We start from the raw sequence: 18,021 nt of genomic DNA on the forward strand, positions 1-18,021 counted from the left end.
CGAAAGGCATTTTAGCGTGATGTGAGCCATCACTTGGCAGGTTCGGCCAGCTCTTCCAGCAAGAAGTCGATAAAACTGCGCACTTTAGGTGTCAAATAGCGACGGCTGGCATAGACGGCATGCAGCTGCTGCAGCTCTTCGGTGTAATCGGGCAACAGGCGAACCAGCCGACCACTTTCCAGATCATCCATCACCAGCCACTCCGGCAAATAGGCCAGCCCTGCTCCACCCAACGCACTGTAATAAGTCAGATTGGTGTTATCCGAACGCATGAAAGGATTCAGGCGCAAGGACTCCGGCCCGTCCGGCCCCAAAAATTCAAAACTGGGCTGCTGTAAATAACTGGGGCTGATAGCCGGCAGACGCATCACCTCCGCACAGTTACGCGGCATGCCGTGCTGGGCCACAAACTCCGGGCTGGCCACCAGATGAAAGGGCGTGGGGCAAATAAGACGTGCAATCTGATGCGGCGCAGGCTCGCGCATCACCCGCAAGGCCAGATCAAAACCTTCCGCCACCAAATCCACTTTGTGATTGCTCAGGCTCATGTCCAGAGTCACTTCCGGATAGCGTGTTTGGTAATCCTGCAACAGCTGCGCCACTTTGCGGTTGGCAAACCATACGGGGGCCGTCACTCTCAACACACCTTGGGGCTGATGCTCAGAACCCGATAATGCCTGCTGTCCGCGCTCCAGAGTATCGAGTGCCTGCAAGCAATAATCAAAGTAGGTTTGCCCCAACTCCGTCAGGCTCAAACGACGGCTGCTGCGATGGAGCAAGCGGGCGCCCAGCTGTTTTTCCAGATTGGCCAAGTGCTTGCTGACCATGGGCGCAGACATATCCAAGCGTTGCGCCGCCGCTGCAAAGCTGTCCGCTGCGACGATTTCCCGGAACACCCGCAAACTCTGAATCGTATCCATGCTTTCCTAATAAGAAAGTAACTAATGAAAATAGGCCTGTTTATTTCCTGATAGTAATTGATTAATCTTGAACGAGCGCTAACCCGGTGCCTGTCTGGGCCTTGAATGGGCGGGACCAGCACCAGGATGACATCACGTCATGCCTGACACAGAGCTTTTGTCACTACGCCGGGCCAGTGCTTCGTTTACCGATACTGTCAACTTTCCAAAGGAACATACATGAGCGCCCTTACCTCTAGCTGGACTCCTCGCATCCTTAGCCTGCTGCGCATCGTTACAGGCTACCTCCTGCTGACACACGGTACTGCCAAGATCCTGGGTTTCCCCAAAGTAGACATGTTTGCCAACCTGCAAATCAGCTCCATTTACGGCATTGCGGGCATTCTGGAACTGGTTCTGGGTGTCTTGCTGGTGATTGGTCTGTTCTCTCGTTTTGCGGCCTTTATTGCTTCGGGCCTGTGCGCTTTCGCTTACTTTATTGGCCACGCCAGCGGCAGCACCTTCGCAACCCCTATCCTCAATGGCGGTGAGGCGGCAGTTCTGTTCTGCTTTGCCTTCCTGTACCTGGCCTTTGCCGGCCCAGGCCCATGGAGTATTGACGCAGGCCGCGGCAAAGCCTGACGCCTTAACCAACCCCTTATCCCCTGCCCCTATCAGGGCAGGGGCAGGAGATCATCATGACAATGCCCACCTACTTCATCTCGCATGGTGGCGGACCCTGGCCCTGGATGCCTGAAGCGCAAACCATGTACGCCCCGCTGCGTGCTGCCTTGCAGGATATTCCACGCCAATTGGGGCGCACACCCAAAGCGATCTTGATGGTCTCCGCCCACTGGGAAGCTCAACAAGCCAATCTGCTGGTTGCCGCCGCAGCACAACCGAGCATGGTGTACGACTATTACGGCTTTCCGTCCCACACGTACGAGATTCACTACCCTGCACCAGGCGATCCTGCTCTGGCCCAACAGGTCTGTAATTTGCTGGAAGGCGCTGGCCTGCCCACTCATCTGGATTCGCAGCGTGGCTTTGACCACGGTGCATTCGTACCGGCTTATGTGATCTATCCGCAAGCCAAAGTGCCTATGGTGCAACTGTCCATTCACGCGAACTACGACCCGGCCCTGCACTACGCCATGGGCGAGGCGCTTGCGCCTTTACGAGACGAAGAGGTGCTGATTATTGGCAGCGGTCTGAGCTATCACAACCTGCGCAATATGGGCCCTGGCGGTGTGCAGCCCTCTGCCCAGTTTGATGCCTGGCTGCATCAAAGCCTGAGCCTGGAGGACCCTGCCGCCCGTCGTCAGGCCTTGATGGACTGGGAACAGGCCCCGGCCGCACGTATTGCCCATCCCCGCGAAGATCACCTGGTTCCCCTCATGGTGGCCGCTGGTGCTGCGCGTGGCGACGCAGCGCATCGCTTCCACCACGAAACCCAGGCCTTTGGTGGCTTGACCGTGTCCAGCTACCGCTTCAGCTCAGCGTCGTAACAAGCTCTGACGGCCACTGACATCCAGGCAGGTTACGGGTTAAAGTGCTGACGCTATAAGGAGAATTGCCACGTGTTACGCGTCACCTCGTTAAACGTCAACGGTATTCGGGCCGCCTTTCGTAAAGGCCTGCCCGCCTGGCTGGAAGCCCAGAAACCTCATATTGTCTGCATGCAGGAAATCAAGATTAGCGAGCCTGATCTGACCCCCGATTTGACCAACCCCGGTCAATACCACGGGCATTTCCACCATGCTCAGAAAAAAGGCTATAGCGGTGTAGGCCTGTACCTGAACCACAAGGCAGAAAGCGTGGCCGAAGGCATGGCCTGCGAAGAGTTCGATGCTGAAGGCCGCATTATCCGCGCCGACTGGAACGACCTTAGTGTGATCAGCGCCTACCTGCCCTCGGGTTCATCGGGCGACGAGCGTCAAACCGCCAAGTACCGCTTTCTGGATCATTTTGAGCAATGGATTAATGGCTTGATGCAGGAACACCGCGATACCGGCCGCGAGTTCATCATTTGCGGTGACTGGAATATTGCGCACCACGAAGCCGATTTGAAGAACTGGAAAGGCAATCTGAAAAACAGCGGTTTTCTGCCAGAAGAACGCGCCTGGATGAGCAAAGTGCTGGGCGAACTGGCTTGGGTGGATGTGTACCGCAGCCTGCATCCCGATACCACGGACGAGTGCTACACCTGGTGGAGCAACCGCGGCCAGGCTTGGGCCAAAAATGTGGGGTGGCGCATTGATTATCAAATTGCCACCCCAGGTATTGCTGCCAAGGCGCGCAGTGCAACGGTCTATAAGGAAGAGCGTTTCAGCGACCACGCACCACTGACGGTTGATTACGACTGGAGCCTGTAAATCCAGCCTGAAAAAGCCAGCGCCTTAGCTGGCTTTTTCAATCATGTAGCGCACAACGCTACGCAATTGTTCATCGGTTGCTTTGGGTGCTGCACCGCGTGGGGGCATGGCGCCCTTGCCGTTCAGCACAACTTGCATCAAGGCGTCTTCGCCTTGGGCGATCAGGGGCTCCCAACGAGCCTTGTCACCCAAACGAGGGGCATTGGCCATACCCGATGCATGACAGACCATACACGAAGACTTGTACAGCTTGAGAGCTTCGTCCGAGTTGGCATGTGCTGCAGGTGCGGCGGCCAGCAAAAACAAAGCGGCCATTGCGGAGTACATCATGGTGGCGGGGCGATAGGTTCTCATGGGTTTACCCTTTAAACAGTCGGCATGAATGCATGCCTGGCTGATACTTCGTTTTCTGTACAAGAGGCCCGTTTTTCATGGTTCGCGCCTCTTGCGTTTTCACTAACTACTCACGATCCAATAACTGCCTTGAAGCCCGGCGGAATTGATAGGTGCTTCTGGTCCTCAATTCCGCGTACCGGGTGCCAACCCTGCTTAACCCTTGATCGGGCCGGGAGGGCTGACTTGCTTCATCAAGTCGTCGTTCCATTCGCCTTCGACCAGAACGTGACCTGCTGCGCCCAGTTCCATGGCTTCGATCAGGTTGTGGTTCACATAGGCGTACACACCAGGCTGCTTGAAGGTGTAGAGCGCCACACCGGCCGAACCGCCGCGAATGAACCAGGTTTCCAGGTTCTTGGCAGGTGGATCATCAAACTTGCCCAGTTCCCAAACCCAATCACCGTGACCACCGATCAGGTGAGGACGGGTGTCGCGGTTGGCCTGCGAGTGAATGAACAGCACGGTTTCACCCACGTTGGCCTTCATGGCACCGTCGCCCATCAAGGCACCGACCTTGCCGTTGAACACCACGTGGCTGGGGATCAGACCACGCATGGCTTCCAGGGTGTCGCCATAGCTTTCAGCCGAGGAACCATACTTTTTGAAGTTGCCCTTTTCATCACGAGGGATGTAGAGGTCAAACTCGCCAATGGTGTAGACACGGTCGTAATGCAGCGAGTTGCCCGCCGAATCCTTCAGGCCGTCGCGTGGCAGCACCATGACGGTACCGTGCATGCCCTGGACCACGTGCCAGGCTACCGAGCCTTCGGGTGCGCAGTGGTACACAAACGTACCGGTACGGTCGGCCTTGAAGCGCAAGGTGGCTTGTTCGCCGGGGTTCACGTTGGTCAACTTGGCACCGCCCAGCGCGCCAGTCGAGGCGTGAAAGTCGATGTTGTGCGGCATAGTGTTGCTGGCCGGGTTGACCAGAGTCAGCTCCAGGTAGTCGCCTTCATGCACAACCATGGTGGGGCCGGGCATGGAGCCATCAAACATCATGGCGTGCATGGTGGTGCCATCGCGATCGACCACGATCTCTTTTTCCACGATGCTCATGCGGAACTCCACCACGCGAGGCTCGGGACCTACTTTCTGCTCGTGCTTGTGGACCATAGGAGGCGCAACCAGATCCACCTTGACCCGCTCCAGCTTGGCGATCTGGGCTTCTGTACGCGCGGCCAGCCAGGGCGCGTTCTTTTTTGGTGCAGCCGTCTCGCGGGCTTGTACTTGAGCCGCCAGCAAAGTCGTTCCTGCGGCGACACCTAGGCCAGCACTTTTCAAGAAATGACGACGTTCCATACTACCTCCGGTTTGATCCAGGCGTGATGCCTGCTGATTAAATGTTATTCAGATCTAACAGTTACAGGATGTATTGGACCGCAATCAGACTTCCCGCTCTTTGCTGCAGCGCAAGCATCTCGCATAAGCAACAAAAAAAACCGCCCGAAGGCGGTTTTTTTCATAGACGGAATCTCACAGAAAAAACAGACCGTCCTTAAACAAGATCACGATGCTTTTACTGCACCTGCAGCATTGGCAGCGGCACCGCGACGGCCAGCCATGATACGTACCCAAACCTGCTGGAACACAATCAAGGCACCGGCAATGAACACAACGTCACCCAAGGTGCGCCACCAGCGCAAAGATTGCAGGATAGGCTGCTGCATGAACTCTTCGCTACGGGCATACCACATGCCTTCCGAGATGCTGGCCCAGGCCTGAATAATCCCGGCTGGCAGCAGGCTGACGAACATCATCAGCACCAGACCCAGGTTCAGCGTCCAGAAGCCCCAGCTCATCAGGCGATCGTTGTAACGAACCTCGGGCGAGATATAACGCACCACCAGCAAGACAAAGCCCAAAGACAGGAAGCCATACACACCGAACAAGGCTGCGTGAGCATGCAATGGCGTGGTGTTCAAACCCTGGATGTAGTACAGCGAGATAGGTGGGTTGATCAGGAAGCCAAACACACCAGCACCCAGCATGTTCCAGAAGGCCACGGCCACAAAGAACATGACGGGCCAACGCAGATCACTCATCCAGCTGGCTTGTTTCTGCATCTTCCAGTTATGGAAAGCTTCGTAGCCCAACATGATCAAAGGCACCACTTCCAACGCGCTGAAGGAAGCACCAATGGCCATGATCGGCGTGGTCGTACCCGAGAAGTACAGGTGGTGCAAAGTACCAGGCACACCACCGACCAGGAACAGCGAGGCCGCTGCCAAACCCGCAATCGTGGCACTACGCTTGGAAACCAGACCCAAGGTCAGGAAGATAAAGCCCATGGCAACCGTTGCAAAGACCTCGAAGAAACCCTCAACCCACAGGTGAACCACCCACCAGCGCCAGTACTCCATGATGGTGATATTGGTGTGCTCGCCATAGAACAAGCCAGTACCGTAGAACAGACCAATGGCCACGGTAGAGATGGTCAACAGAACCAATAAATGGTTGTCGCCCTTGTCACGACGCAAGGCAGGCCACATGCCACGCAACATCAACAAGAGCCAGAAAGCCAAGCCAATGAACTTGATGATCTGCCAGAAACGGCCCAGATCCAGATACTCATAACCCTGGTGACCGAACCAGAAGTTCAGCTCGGGGGGCAGGATGTTTTTGATGGCCAGGAAGTTGCCGGCAAAAGAACCAATAAAGAGTACAACCAGAGCGCCGAACAGAACGTCCACACCCAGACGCTGAAACTTCGGATCCTCGCCCCCATTAATCAATGGCACCAGGAACAGACCAGCGGTCAGGAAGCCACTGGCAATCCACAAAAGGGCTGCCTGAATATGCCAGGTACGGGTCAAGGAGTAAGGGAACCACTGCGACACGTCTATGCCATAGAACATCTGGCCTTCAACCGTGTAGTGCGCCGTAAAGCCGCCCAGGAAGACCTGGATGACAAACAGGGCAACCGTCAGGAAGGCATATTTTTTCAGGGCACGCTGCGAAGGGGTCAGGCGAAATGCCAGAACCGGATCAGTGGCCGGTGCAACAGGGGCTTCCTCTTCTTTGTGCGTAAAGGCCCAGATCCAGACCAGCAAACCAATACCGGCCAGCAAGAGCACGATACTGACAATGGACCAGACGATATTGGCCGTGGAAGGATGGTTATCCACCAAGGGCTCATGTGGCCAGTTGTTGGTATAGCTGACGGTAGTGCCAGGACGCTCCGTTACCGTGGCCCAGGACAGCCAGAAGAAAAAGCGGGTCATGTCCTGACGGCGCTGCAGCTCTGGCAAGGTGTTGTCCTTCATGGCGAAGCTTTCGCGGCTGGATTTCAGCTCGGGCGCATCACCAAACAGGTCGATGTAATACTGGGCAGTGGTGTCGATGGCCTTGGCGCGGCGATCGCTGATCTGCAATACGCCCGTCGCTTCATCAATGCGGTTAGGACGGTATTCGTCCTGCAGTTCCTGCCGCAAGGTGGCCTGCTGACTGGATGTCAGCTGATCATAGTTCAGCGAGTAGGTTTGCTGGGCGGCCAGATCCAGCCAGGCCAGAGCCTCCCGGTGCAGCCAGTCCGCGCTCCAGTCCGGGGCCTGGTAGGCCCCATGCCCCCAGATCGAGCCCAGCTGCATACCGCCAGTACTTTGCCAGGCGGACTGGCCACGATGTATCTGTTCCTGTGAGGTAAATTCACGGCCATCCGGTGTGACTACCTTGACGGGCATGGGGGGTGCCTGACGATACACCTCTACACCTGTCCATCCCAGGATGGCAAAGGTGACCATGGTGACTGCCACCAGGGACCACCATAGTTTTTTATAGCTACGCATTTTCTTCTCCGTCTCGCTGATGAATCAAACGACCCAATCCAAACAAGTCCTGGCAGGACCCAGTTACCTGGTCAAAACCTGTTTGGGTACGGCCCCGGAACGGGGGACGGACCGAAGTACACGCCTTGTAGCGATGTTCTGCTAAGTCGGGGGTCATGTCATAGTCCTTAAAAATGTATGACAAAACATCTAAAGCAAAGACCGTGCCAAGTCCCGGACGACATAGATCAAAGGGTTGCCGTCAGCCTGGGTATAAACTACCTCGACAAAACTGGGTATTTTTCACCATAAGGGTATTTTTCACCCATGCTAGATCTCTTGATTGCCGACCTTGCCACCGAGATTCCGGGACCGTTACGCCTGCAGCGCATGGTGCATTTGCTGGCACGGCACTTTGGCTGTGATGCGGCAGGTTTGCTGAAGCTGGACGACACGGTGCTGCGCATTGTGGCGGCCAGTGGTCTGGGCCATGACACCCTGGGGCGTCACTTTGTCATTGCAGATCACCCCCGACTGACGCGGATCTTGAACTCCCCCAGCCTGACCCGCTTTGAACCCAACTGTGCCCTGCCGGACCCGTATGACGGCCTGCTTGATGACAAGCTGGGCCAGCCCCTGCCGGTGCATGATTGCGTGGGAATTACCTTGCAAGTCCAGGGCACGCCCTGGGGCATTCTGACGCTGGATGCCTTGCGACCAGGGACGTTTTCAGCCTCCACGCTGGTGGAACTCAAGCACTGGTGTCTGGTGTTGGAAAGCGCAATTCGCATCAGCGAGCTAGAAGAAGAAAACCGCAGCTTGCGTCTGCTCTCCACCTTGCCGCCCGATTACCTGTCGCGCAATAACTCGGCCGCCATCATTGGCAACAGCAAATCCCTGCTGGAGGTCATTCAATTGCTGGACACGGTGGCCACCTCCGAGCTGCCTGTGCTCTTGCTGGGTGAGACCGGCGTGGGGAAGGAGTTATTTGCACAACGCCTGCACCAACGCTCACCACGCCACAACAAACCCTTGATCTACGTGAACTGCGCTGCCCTGCCCGAGTCTCTGGCAGAAAGCGAATTATTCGGGCACGTAAAGGGAGCATTCTCGGGTGCCCATGAGAATCGGGCCGGGCGCTTTGAAGCGGCCCAGGGCGGCACCCTGTTTCTGGATGAAATCGGCGAGTTGTCTTTGACGATACAGGCCAAGTTGCTGCGTACTTTGCAGAACGGCGAGATTCAGCGCCTGGGGGCGGACCACCCCATCAAATTGAATGTACGTCTGGTTGCTGCCACCAACCGTGATCTGAGCCAGCAGATCGCCCAAGGTGGTTTCCGGGCGGACTTGTTTCACCGTCTGTCGGTTTTCCCCCTCACGATCCCCGCCTTGCGCGAGCGCCATCAGGACATTCTGCTGCTGGCAGGCCACTTTCTGGAAACCAACCGTTCTCGTTTGGGATTGCGCGGAATTCGCTTATCCCCCGACGCAGAAGCCGCTTTACTGGCTTATCATTGGCCAGGTAATGTTCGCGAACTAGAACATTTAATCAGTCGGGCAACCATCCGCCTGCTGGTCGATACGCCAGATCGTAACCAAATATTTACGCTTAGCGCCGATAATCTCAATTTGTTACCTTCTACCCACCAGCCTGTCGCAGCGACCAGTACGGCTATTGGCTCACCTCGCCCATCCTTGCGTCAGTCCGTTGAGCAGCTGCAAAGCCGGCTGATTCGGCAAGCTCTGGATGAGACTGACGGTAACTGGAGCCAGGCTGCCCGGCAGCTAGGCATAGACCCCAGCAATCTGCACAAGCTGGCCAGCAAACTAGGGCTTAAAACCCGCTCAGAAAGCTTAAGTGATGACTGACATATCCTACCCCTCCTTGTTAGCCAGCCTGCCCGTTTTCTCCCAGCTGGACGCAGCCAGCATTAACGAACTGTGGCAAGAGGGACGCCTGATCCACTACGACAAGGACAGCCAGGTCTTTCGTCAGGAACAAAGCAGCGACCACTTTTTTGTTCTGCTGCAAGGCCTGATCAAAGTCGTACGCACCATGCCCAATGGCTCACAACTCCTGGTACGTTTTGCCTTGCCCGGCGACGTGATTGGCATTGCCCCTGCCCTGCGCCGTCGCAACTATCCGGCAACCGCCATTAGCGTAACCACCAGCGCCGCATTAGCCTGGCCTGAAAAGTCCTGGGACAGCCTGACGCAACGCTTTCCTTGCCTGCTCAGCTCTGCACAAGACACGGTCGCGCAACGACTAAGCGATGCCGATGATCGCCTGCTGGAAATTCATAGTCTGGAAGTGGAGCAGCGACTGGCTCACAGCCTGCTGCGCTTGATTCGTCAGGTGGGCCAAAGCGGTGCACAAGGGACGTCCTTGAGTATTCCGGTAACCCGGCAAGATCTGGCTGACCTGGCCGGAACCACCTTGTACACGGCCAGCCGCGTCGTCAGCAGCTGGGATCATCAAGGTTTGATTCTGGCAGGCCGCAAGCAAATTACGATTGCGGACCTGGACAAGTTTGCACAAGCGGTTCTGGAACGCGGCTAAGCGCGGGTTTAGTCTTCAGTGACCAGTCGCAGACCCAAGTAACGCGGTGGCACACCCACCGAACACGCCCCGGTTTTTGGGTCGCGAATAAAGTCGGGCATCACCGCAATGTGCTCGCCCCCCAGGGTACGGACACCGCAGTTTTCCAGGCGAGACTCTGCGCGTGGCATGCTGATACGGTGTACCCGGACATGGCAGGTATTGGTCCATTCAGCCACCTGCCCGCCCGCATCAAACACCCCATAAGCATTGGCAACGCCCTGCCCCAAGGGTGCCAAGGGAACTTCCTGTTCCTGCTTGCGTTTGTAGCTCTCCTGATACTCCTGCAGCCACAAGGCAGCTTGCTCGTTTTCGTCCAGACCGCTTTGGGCCGACTCAGGCACTTTCTGGTCTGCGAAATAGCTCCACTCCAGGTAATCCGGCAGACGGAATTGCTTGCCGGTGCGCTCACTTAACCAGGCGGCGTAATCCTGGCCGTCTTGCCAGCTGACACCGACCACCGGCATATTCTTGGCCTGTCCTTGGCCCACCGCATCGGCAGCTTTACAACGCTCGGCACGAACGCACTGATCGTACTCAAACTGACTGACCTGATACTTCATGGCTTTCAAGGTGGGAACAGGAGCGTACATCACCGTGTCGGATGCAATCAGACGCCCATCCAGCAAGTATTCACCGGCCTGCATAACTTCACGCGCCGGACCGGCCACTTCAACCAGCTCGGGCAAACCCGCTGGATTGCTGGGCTCGCCAGACGAACATCCGGCCAGAATGGCCACTAACAGCACGGATCCCACTACATGGCTTCGCATTGCGCACTCCCTAAAGACAAGCACAATTGAAGCCCAAGCGCCTGCAGGCGTCCTTGCGCCAAGGCAAACAGAGTCCTTAAGGACTCAAAAATAGAAGCGATCCAAGATTCACGATTCAACAACACAGGTAAAAAGAAAGCCCCTGGGACCGGATATCGATCCAAGGGGCTGTCTGACAAGGGCCGCGATATTGCTGATTGCGCCCACTTCTCGGTACTTAAGTCAGAAAATTCACAAAACCGGTAATGATCACGGCATTGAAGAAGTCGATGAACAAGGAGCCCACCAGCGGGATCACAAAGAAGGCCTTGCGTGATGGACCATTGTCTTCCGTAAAGGCCTGCATATTCGCCATGGCGTTAGGCGTTGCGCCCATACCAAAACCACAATGACCAGCCGACATCACCACAGCATCGTAGTCCTTGCCCATGACCTTGAAAGTCACGTAGCTGGCAAAGAAGAACATCAGCACCGTCTGGGCAATCAGGATGATCAACAGCGGGCCCGCTACTTCAGCCAGCTCCCACAGCTTCATCACCATCAGCGCCATGACCAGGAAGAAAGCCAGGGACACATTGCCCATGGTTTCAAACTCTTTTTCCGGCAAGCGATAACGACGCCAGTCGATCACATTACGGATGATGGCTGCCACCAGCATGGAGCCCAGGTAGGCTGGCAACACAATGCCGCGCTCGCCCAACCATTCAATGATGACACTGCCCACCCCAATCGCGATGGACAACAGGACTACGGCGTAAACCGGCATTTCAAAGCCACCATCGTCAACCTTAACGGTTTCCTTAACCGTGGTTTCCACCACATGAGGCGCATCTGCACCCTCATGCTGACGACGATGACGACGGTGTGGAGCAGGGCCGTCGATATTGTATTTTTTCATCAAGCGCTTGCCCAAGGGGCCGCCGATGACACAACCCATTACCAGCCCCCATGTCGAAGCAGCAATGGCAGCAGGCAAAGCCCCAACAGCACCGGCATTTTCCAGCATTGGACCAAAGGCAGCCGAAGTACCGTGGCCCCCCGTCATGGAGATCGAACCAGCGGCCAGACCCAGCAAGGGGTTAGCGTCCATGAGGGTCGCCAAGGTCACGCCCATCACGTTCTGCAAAATAATCAGGACAACCGCGCAGCCCAGGAACAAAGCAACGGCCAGACCACCCTTTTTCAGCAACTCGAAGCTGGCTGAAAAACCGATGGTCGTGAAAAAGGCCATCAGCAAGAAATTGCGTATATCGTCGTTAAACGTAAAGTTGAACGAGCCGGTCTGATGTCCAACCAAGGCAATCAAGGCAAAAATCAATCCGCCGATAATGGGGCTGGGAATAAAATAGCGGGCCAATACAGCAACGCGATTCTTTATATATTCTCCCAGCACGAGAAAGACAGCCGCCAAACCTACCGTTTGCGCGATATCGAGCTGAATGTTCATCTATCCGTTCCTTACATCTTTGGAATAAGGGGCCTGCACCTTTGTGTCTGACAGAGGCTTCAAACCAATTTGTTCAAATAGGCATGTCTATCGTCGCTACTTCGTCCTTGTGGGACAAAGGCATGACCACCAACAGCGTAGTAAAACCGAGAAAAATAACATGAACAGGCGCCTAATGACGCCAATTTCCCTGAATCGGCCCGCTTTATTACAAAAAAACCCGCCATGTGGCGGGTTGGGAAAGGCTGGAGACTTAGCGGTCGCGCTCGATGGAAAACGCGCACAAGCTCAGTAATACCTGCTTGAATTCGCTCTCGGGAACATCAGCCAAGGCCTGAACAGCCAGCTGGGCTTCTGCCTTGGCCGCTTCACGGGTATAGGCCAAAGCATCGGTTTGCTCGATAGCCTGTGCAACAGCGGCAAAATCCGCATCACCGGTTTCAATGGCCGACTTGATCAGTTGAACCTGCTCGGGTGTGCCAACTTCCATGACACGGATCAGTGGCATGGTGGGTTTGCCTTCGCGCAGATCGTCACCCACGTTCTTGCCCAAGGCCTGGGCATCACCGGTGTAATCGAGGACGTCGTCGACCAATTGGAAGGCGGTACCCAGGTGGCGGCCATAGGCGGCCATGGCTTCTTCCATTTCAGGCGAAGCACCGGCCACAATCGCCCCCACTTGCGCCGCCGCTTCAAACAGCTTGGCTGTCTTGTAGCGTACGACTTGCAGATAACGTTCCAGGGAAACGTCCGGGTCGTGTACGTTCAGCAGCTGCAAGACCTCGCCTTCGGCGATCACCGTGGTGGCTGCCGACAGCACGGCCATGGCCGGCATGGAGTTCGACTGCACCATCATCTCGAAGGAGCGCGAGTACAGGTAGTCGCCAACCAGCACGCTGGCGGCATTACCGTAGACCGCATTGGCCGTGTGGCGACCGCGTCGCATATCGGATTCATCGACCACATCGTCGTGCAGCAAGGTGGCGGTGTGGATGAACTCCACCACACCTGCCAACAGATGGTGCGTGCTCCCCTGATAAGCCAGCGCACGGGCTACCAGCAACAGCAGCGCAGGACGCATGCGCTTGCCGCCAGCACTAACGATGTATTCGCCGATTGTGCGTATCAGCACCACATCCGAATTCAAGCGCTCACGAATGACGACATCAAGAGCCTTCATGTCGTCGGCAATAGGTTCAATCAGGGTGGACAGGTTCAAAACAGAATTCCGGACGAGTAAGGGAGGGGGCCGCTATCGGCCAACCGTAACTTGATGATTATACGATTTTGAATCGCTTTGGGCCTATTGTTACGCGTCAAGCACAACAGTGATCACAGAAAAAGGGGCCAAATTAGCGATAATAAGCATTTCAACCTGAAACGGAGACTGTCTTGAGTTCGCAAGACCTTAGTACCCTGATCAGCCGGGCCGAGCGGGTTCTCGCTCAACTGGAAGCCTGGCTGCCCCCTGCTCCACCCCCTATCAACTGGGATTCCATTGCTTTTCGCTGGCGTACCAATGGTTCGCGCGGCTGGCTTGAAGGTGTCCAGCACGTAGCCACCATCCAGACCGAAGACCTGCATCATATCGAACGCCAAAAGGGCATTATTGAGCGCAACACCCGCCATTTCCTGGCAGGCAAACCGGCCAATAACGTCTTGATGACAGGTGCTCGCGGTACGGGCAAAAGCTCGCTGGTCAAAGCCATGCTGGCCAAATTTGCCGATCAGGGCCTGCGTCTGATCGAAGTGGACAAATCCGATCTGGGCGACCTGGGCTACATCATTGACCTGATCAGCACCCGCCCCGAACACTTCATCATCTTCAGCGACGACCTGTCCTTTGAAGAAGGTGAAGCCGGTTACAAGGCGCTTAAATCCGTGCTGGACGGCTCGCTGGCCTCCCCTGGCGACAATGTACTGATCTACGCCACGTCCAACCGACGTCACCTGATGCCCGAGTACATGAAAGAGAACCTGAGTGCCTCCACGTCTGCAGACGGCGAGATCCACCCTGGTGAAGCCGTTGAAGAAAAGGTATCCCTGTCCGAGCGCTTTGGACTATGGTTGTCGTTTTACCCCTTTAAACAAGACGACTACCTGGACATTGTGTATTACTGGCTTGGCGCTTTGGGTTGCCCTGCAGAACACATCGAAAGCTCGCGTATGGAAGCCTTGCAATGGGCTCTGGAACGTGGCTCTCGCTCCGGCCGGGTAGCACGTCAATTTGCTAGAGATTGGACCGCTAGACATGTCTAAACCCACGTTGGAAGTGGCCGTTGGCGTTTTACTGAACCAACACGGCCAAGTGCTACTGGGAAAACGCCCAGCCGATAAACCCTGGCCGGGCTGGTGGGAACTGCCAGGCGGCAAGATTGAGGCGGGCGAGAGCGTCATACAGGCGCTGGTACGGGAACTGCGCGAAGAACTCGGCATTGAAACCACCCACGCACACCCCTGGGTTACCTATACACACGAATACCCCAAGAATTTCGTCAAACTCTCTTTCTGCCTGGTGCGGGAATGGGAAGGCGAACCCCAGTGCCTGGAAGGCCAAGAGCTTGCCTGGGTCAACCCTAAAGGTCCTTTGGAAGTCGGCCCTGTACTGCCTGCTACCGAACCGCCGCTTAAATGGCTGCAACTGCCCGAACGCTATCTGATTACCAACATCGACGAGCCGGCCCGCTTACCCGCCTATCTGGAACAACTGGAACAAGCCCTGCAACAAGGCCCGGCCTTGGTCCAGTTTCGTGAGCCAGCCTGGGCTGCCCGGCCCGATGCCGAATTCCATTTGCACCAGGCGTTCCTGCAAGTTGTGAACCTGTGCCAGCGCTACCAAGCGCGCTGCCTGGTCAATAGCCTGCACCCCGAGAGCTGGTGGGACCATGCCGATGGTGTGCATTTGCGCGCCAGCGACGCCCAAGCCCTGTCCGCGAAATGCCACGACACCCTGACGACATTTCCCGCAATCAGCAAAGGCCTGATCGGCATGTCCACGCACAATGAAAGTGATATTGAAATAGCCCGCAAAATCCAGGCGGACTTTCTGGTTCTGGGCCATGTCCTGGAAACCTCCTCCCATCCCGGCGATCCCGGCATGGGCTGGGCCCGTTTCGCCAGCCTGGCGGAACAGGCTGGACTACCTGTGTTTGCCATAGGCGGACAATCGGCCAAGACCTTGGCTGACGCCCGCAACCACGGTGCACACGGTATTGCCGGTATACGCCACATGCTGGACAACGACCCGGCATGACGCCACACGTCACTATTTCGGAACACGAAGGCGTACGCTACCTGCACCTGGGCTCTGCCTGGGTGCAGGGTGCCATGCGCCTGGATGCTCCCGATCAGCTAGAGCTGCACTACATTCGTCAAATGATGATCTGGACCTTGTTCCAGACCGATCCGCGCCGTATTGCTCAGCTTGGCCTGGGCGCAGGCAGCCTGACACGCTTTTGCTACCAGCACTTCCCCCAGGCGCGCATCGACGCCGTGGAAATCAACCCGGAAGTGGTGCAGGCCAGTCGCCTGCTATTCAATCTGCCGCCCGACGACGAACGCCTGAACGTGCACACGGTAGACGCGCTGGACTATCTGGATGCCGTCTACGGCGAGCTGGATGTGCTGCAAATTGATGTGTACTCCGACCAGGCCGAACACCCTGCCCTGGAAAGCGCAGCTTTCTATCAGGCCTGCCGCAAGGCTCTGGGGCCACAAGGACTGTTAACGGTGAATTTGCTGGGCTCGGAACTGGTCCATGCGCGCAATCTGCATGCGCTGCAAGAGAGTTTCCCGGCCGTGGTCTGGTTACCTGAAACCCATGATGGCAATCTGGTTGCCCTGGCCTTTGCTGACCCGCCGCAAATTGATTTTGATGATTTGTACCAGCGGGCCGAAGAAATCCACGCCACCCTGGGCTTGGCCGACGGCGAGGAATGGGTTGACGGACTGTATGCCTGGATGGACCAGGACTGAGGCGGTTTCCGCGCACTATCAAGCAAGGAATGAGCCGCTATTGAACTACAAGCAAGCAAACTGCAGCCCAAAGCTTGGGCGGTAATCCAATCCTTGCTTGGTCCATACGAAGCAAACCGGGCGTTGAAGCTCCGGCCCAGCCAGGCCGGAGAGCACGGTGAAACGGCCAAACCAAACCAAGCGCCAAGAAGTTCAGCCAACGCCGAACCACATCAAACCAAACTAAACCAAACTTGATTAAGACCAGATTGGATCGGGTCAGGTCAGGTCAGGTCAGGTCAGGTCAGGTCAGATTAGTGTAGGTCAGGCCAAACCTATTCTGCTTTCGCAGCTGGATCAACTTCCACCGCTTTCGGCTCTTCGGGATTCAGACCCGTCGCTACATCCCAGCCACCACCCAAGGCCACCATCAGCTTGACCGCCGCCCGCAGGCGTTGAGACTCCAGGTCCAAAGCCTGCCGCTCGGCCGACAGTGCCGTAGCCTGGGTTTGTGCCAGACTCAGGAAATCCACCAGACCAGCATCAAACTGATTGCGCGTCAGCCGCAGGGATTCGCGTGCCGCGGCCAGAGAACGCGCCTGGCTGGCTTGCTCCAGCTCCAGGCCATTGCGTTCAGACAAGGCATCTTCCACTTCCTTCAACGCATCCAGCACCGTCTGACGGTAGGCAGCCAATTGTTCGTCATAGCTGGCCTCGGCCTGCTCGACTTGCGCACGGCGTGCCCCAAAATCCAGCAAAGTCAGGGCAAAGGCTGGGCCCAGGGACCAGACACGCGCGGGTGCCGTCAGCCATTCGCTAAGATCACTGCTGCTGAACCCCCCACTGGCCTTCAGGCTCAGACTGGGAAACCAGGCAGCCTTGGCCACACCAATCTGGGCATTGGCCTGCGCCATGCGACGCTCGGCACGGGCCACATCGGGGCGACGTTCCAGCAAACTGGATGGCAGACCCACCGGAATATCCGGAGCAACAGGCCAGGGCGCATGAGGCACCACCTCAAACTGGGAAGGTGCGCGGCCTACCAACACAGCCATCGCATGCAGGTAGGTGGCCTTCTCGCGATTCAAGGCCAAGCGCTGGGTGCGAGCCCCCTCTAGCTGGCTTAAGGCTGCAGCCACATCTCCCGGTGCCGAAAACCCGGCGTCCAGGCGATTCTGATTGATTTGCAAAGAACGCTCGTACGCGGCCACGGTTTCATCCAGCACTCGCTCGCTGGACTCCACACTGCGGTACTGCAAATAAGTCTGTGCCAATTGAGACTGCAGGCTCAAGCGTGTAGCAGCCATATCCGCTGCACTGGCTTGCAGGCCCGCATCACCGGCCTCTACCTGACGGCGAATCCGCCCCCACAAGTCCACTTCCCAATTCACCGTGATGCTGGCGTCATAGGCGCTGCTGCTTTGGCTGGTATCACCCGACCCACTGCCACGCCGTGTCGTGCCGACCGAACTGCCTACTTGCGGGAACTGGGTCGAACGCGTGTTGGACAGGGTGGCCTGCGCCTGACGAACGCGTGCCTGTGCCTGCTGCAAAGTGAAGTTCTGCTCGTTCAGGCTTTGCATCAGGGTGTTGAGCACGCCATCGTTGAAGCTTTCCCACCAGGGGCCGCGGTCTTTCAAATCAGCCGGTTCGGCCTGCTTCCAGGCCGTGGACCGTACCTCTTCCCTGAAGTGCTCGCCCACCGGCGCTTCGGGCCGCTGATAATCAGGGCCAACAGCACATGCGGACAGGAGCAGCACCATCCCAGCCAGTGCGAAGCGCGGAAGAATCATGGCGTTAGAAGTAGGCATATC

General features: G+C 56.7%; 16 protein-coding genes. 8 read left to right on the forward strand and 8 right to left on the reverse strand.

All coding sequences use genetic code 11. The features are described from left to right. Positions 1-29 precede the first annotated feature (29 nt). On the reverse strand, positions 30-920 hold the full coding sequence (locus tag OSH04_RS08850; protein WP_266108291.1) for a LysR family transcriptional regulator: 891 nt from the start codon (positions 918-920) through the stop codon (positions 30-32). 219 nt (positions 921-1,139) lie between these two features. On the opposite strand from OSH04_RS08850, the gene OSH04_RS08855 reads away from it, so the two are divergent. From OSH04_RS08855 to OSH04_RS08865, 3 genes are all read left to right on the forward strand, one after another. Continuing rightward, on the forward strand, positions 1,140-1,541 hold the full coding sequence (locus OSH04_RS08855) for a DoxX family protein (protein ID WP_026484436.1): 402 nt from the start codon (positions 1,140-1,142) through the stop codon (positions 1,539-1,541). 56 nt (positions 1,542-1,597) lie between these two features. Beyond that, positions 1,598-2,407 carry a DODA-type extradiol aromatic ring-opening family dioxygenase gene (locus tag OSH04_RS08860; protein ID WP_035270400.1) on the forward strand — a complete coding sequence of 270 codons (810 nt, stop codon included), beginning with the start codon at positions 1,598-1,600 and terminating at the stop codon, positions 2,405-2,407. A gap of 72 nt (positions 2,408-2,479) precedes the next feature. Then, positions 2,480-3,274 carry an exodeoxyribonuclease III gene (locus tag OSH04_RS08865; RefSeq protein WP_026484438.1) on the forward strand — a complete coding sequence of 265 codons (795 nt, stop codon included), beginning with the start codon at positions 2,480-2,482 and terminating at the stop codon, positions 3,272-3,274. Positions 3,275-3,298: 24 nt separating this feature from the next. On the opposite strand, the gene OSH04_RS08870 is transcribed toward OSH04_RS08865, so the two are convergent. From OSH04_RS08870 to OSH04_RS08880, 3 genes are all read right to left on the reverse strand, one after another. Beyond that, a complete protein-coding gene (locus tag OSH04_RS08870) occupies positions 3,299-3,628 on the reverse strand; it encodes a c-type cytochrome (RefSeq protein WP_035270399.1) in 330 nt (109 codons plus the stop codon). 195 nt (positions 3,629-3,823) lie between these two features. After that, positions 3,824-4,969 (reverse strand): copper-containing nitrite reductase, encoded by a 1,146-nt coding sequence (gene nirK / locus OSH04_RS08875; RefSeq protein ID WP_009458792.1) that lies wholly within the window; start codon positions 4,967-4,969, stop codon positions 3,824-3,826. A gap of 206 nt (positions 4,970-5,175) precedes the next feature. Then, positions 5,176-7,455 (reverse strand): nitric-oxide reductase large subunit, encoded by a 2,280-nt coding sequence (locus OSH04_RS08880; RefSeq protein ID WP_035270396.1) that lies wholly within the window; start codon positions 7,453-7,455, stop codon positions 5,176-5,178. A 306-nt stretch (positions 7,456-7,761) separates the two neighbouring features. Here OSH04_RS08880 and norR point away from each other — a divergent pair, with 306 nt between their 5' ends. Together norR and OSH04_RS08890 are read left to right on the forward strand one after the other, a co-directional pair. Then, complete coding sequence (norR, locus tag OSH04_RS08885) at positions 7,762-9,303, forward strand: nitric oxide reductase transcriptional regulator NorR (protein WP_137430652.1); 1,542 nt, start codon at positions 7,762-7,764, stop codon at positions 9,301-9,303. Beyond that, positions 9,296-9,994, forward strand: a complete 699-nt coding sequence (locus OSH04_RS08890) for a Crp/Fnr family transcriptional regulator (protein WP_009458784.1) — start codon at positions 9,296-9,298, stop codon at positions 9,992-9,994. The genes norR and OSH04_RS08890 overlap by 8 nt, the downstream gene beginning before the upstream one ends. Before the next feature lie 8 nt (positions 9,995-10,002). On the opposite strand, the gene OSH04_RS08895 is transcribed toward OSH04_RS08890, so the two are convergent. The 3 genes from OSH04_RS08895 to ispB all read right to left on the reverse strand — a co-directional run bounded on the left by OSH04_RS08895 (position 10,003) and on the right by ispB (position 13,472). Continuing rightward, positions 10,003-10,806 (reverse strand): formylglycine-generating enzyme family protein, encoded by an 804-nt coding sequence (locus tag OSH04_RS08895; RefSeq protein WP_052159303.1) that lies wholly within the window; start codon positions 10,804-10,806, stop codon positions 10,003-10,005. Between the two features lie 217 nt (positions 10,807-11,023). Beyond that, positions 11,024-12,253 carry a sodium/glutamate symporter gene (gene gltS / locus OSH04_RS08900; RefSeq protein ID WP_035270394.1) on the reverse strand — a complete coding sequence of 410 codons (1,230 nt, stop codon included), beginning with the start codon at positions 12,251-12,253 and terminating at the stop codon, positions 11,024-11,026. 253 nt (positions 12,254-12,506) lie between these two features. Then, complete coding sequence (gene ispB / locus OSH04_RS08905; protein ID WP_009458758.1) at positions 12,507-13,472, reverse strand: octaprenyl diphosphate synthase; 966 nt, start codon at positions 13,470-13,472, stop codon at positions 12,507-12,509. A gap of 173 nt (positions 13,473-13,645) precedes the next feature. Between ispB and OSH04_RS08910 the strand changes: the two genes are divergently transcribed. From OSH04_RS08910 to OSH04_RS08920, 3 genes are read left to right on the forward strand one after another with little or no spacing between them, the layout of a single operon-like run. Beyond that, positions 13,646-14,512, forward strand: a complete 867-nt coding sequence (locus OSH04_RS08910) for an ATP-binding protein (RefSeq protein ID WP_009458756.1) — start codon at positions 13,646-13,648, stop codon at positions 14,510-14,512. Continuing rightward, on the forward strand, positions 14,505-15,506 hold the full coding sequence (locus OSH04_RS08915) for a Nudix family hydrolase (RefSeq protein ID WP_083054679.1): 1,002 nt from the start codon (positions 14,505-14,507) through the stop codon (positions 15,504-15,506). Before OSH04_RS08910 ends, OSH04_RS08915 begins: the two co-directional genes overlap by 8 nt. Further along, positions 15,503-16,228: a spermine/spermidine synthase domain-containing protein gene (locus tag OSH04_RS08920; protein ID WP_022983621.1), complete on the forward strand. Its 726-nt coding sequence runs from the start codon at positions 15,503-15,505 to the stop codon at positions 16,226-16,228. The genes OSH04_RS08915 and OSH04_RS08920 overlap by 4 nt, the downstream gene beginning before the upstream one ends. Before the next feature lie 314 nt (positions 16,229-16,542). On the opposite strand, the gene OSH04_RS08925 is transcribed toward OSH04_RS08920, so the two are convergent. Beyond that, positions 16,543-18,018 carry an efflux transporter outer membrane subunit gene (locus OSH04_RS08925; RefSeq protein ID WP_035270390.1) on the reverse strand — a complete coding sequence of 492 codons (1,476 nt, stop codon included), beginning with the start codon at positions 18,016-18,018 and terminating at the stop codon, positions 16,543-16,545. Positions 18,019-18,021 lie beyond the last annotated feature (3 nt).

It is taken from the genome of Alcaligenes nematophilus (assembly GCF_026344155.1).
In the GTDB taxonomy this organism is placed as follows: Bacteria; Pseudomonadota; Gammaproteobacteria; order Burkholderiales; family Burkholderiaceae_B; genus Alcaligenes; species Alcaligenes phenolicus.

Bases quoted from the DNA above. Each gene is read 5' to 3' on its own strand.
- OSH04_RS08850 (WP_266108291.1), bottom strand. From the start codon at position 920: ATGGATACGATTCAGAGTTTGCGGGTGTTCCGGGAAATCGTCGCAGCG.
- OSH04_RS08855 (WP_026484436.1), top strand. From the start codon at position 1,140: ATGAGCGCCCTTACCTCTAGCTGGACTCCTCGCATCCTTAGCCTGCTG.
- OSH04_RS08860 (WP_035270400.1), top strand. From the start codon at position 1,598: ATGACAATGCCCACCTACTTCATCTCGCATGGTGGCGGACCCTGGCCC.
- OSH04_RS08870 (WP_035270399.1), bottom strand. From the start codon at position 3,628: ATGAGAACCTATCGCCCCGCCACCATGATGTACTCCGCAATGGCCGCT.
- nirK (WP_009458792.1), bottom strand. From the start codon at position 4,969: ATGGAACGTCGTCATTTCTTGAAAAGTGCTGGCCTAGGTGTCGCCGCA.
- OSH04_RS08880 (WP_035270396.1), bottom strand. From the start codon at position 7,455: ATGCGTAGCTATAAAAAACTATGGTGGTCCCTGGTGGCAGTCACCATG.
- norR (WP_137430652.1), top strand. From the start codon at position 7,762: ATGCTAGATCTCTTGATTGCCGACCTTGCCACCGAGATTCCGGGACCG.
- OSH04_RS08890 (WP_009458784.1), top strand. From the start codon at position 9,296: ATGACTGACATATCCTACCCCTCCTTGTTAGCCAGCCTGCCCGTTTTC.
- OSH04_RS08895 (WP_052159303.1), bottom strand. From the start codon at position 10,806: ATGCGAAGCCATGTAGTGGGATCCGTGCTGTTAGTGGCCATTCTGGCC.
- gltS (WP_035270394.1), bottom strand. From the start codon at position 12,253: ATGAACATTCAGCTCGATATCGCGCAAACGGTAGGTTTGGCGGCTGTC.
- OSH04_RS08915 (WP_083054679.1), top strand. From the start codon at position 14,505: ATGTCTAAACCCACGTTGGAAGTGGCCGTTGGCGTTTTACTGAACCAA.
- OSH04_RS08920 (WP_022983621.1), top strand. From the start codon at position 15,503: ATGACGCCACACGTCACTATTTCGGAACACGAAGGCGTACGCTACCTG.
- OSH04_RS08925 (WP_035270390.1), bottom strand. From the start codon at position 18,018: ATGCCTACTTCTAACGCCATGATTCTTCCGCGCTTCGCACTGGCTGGG.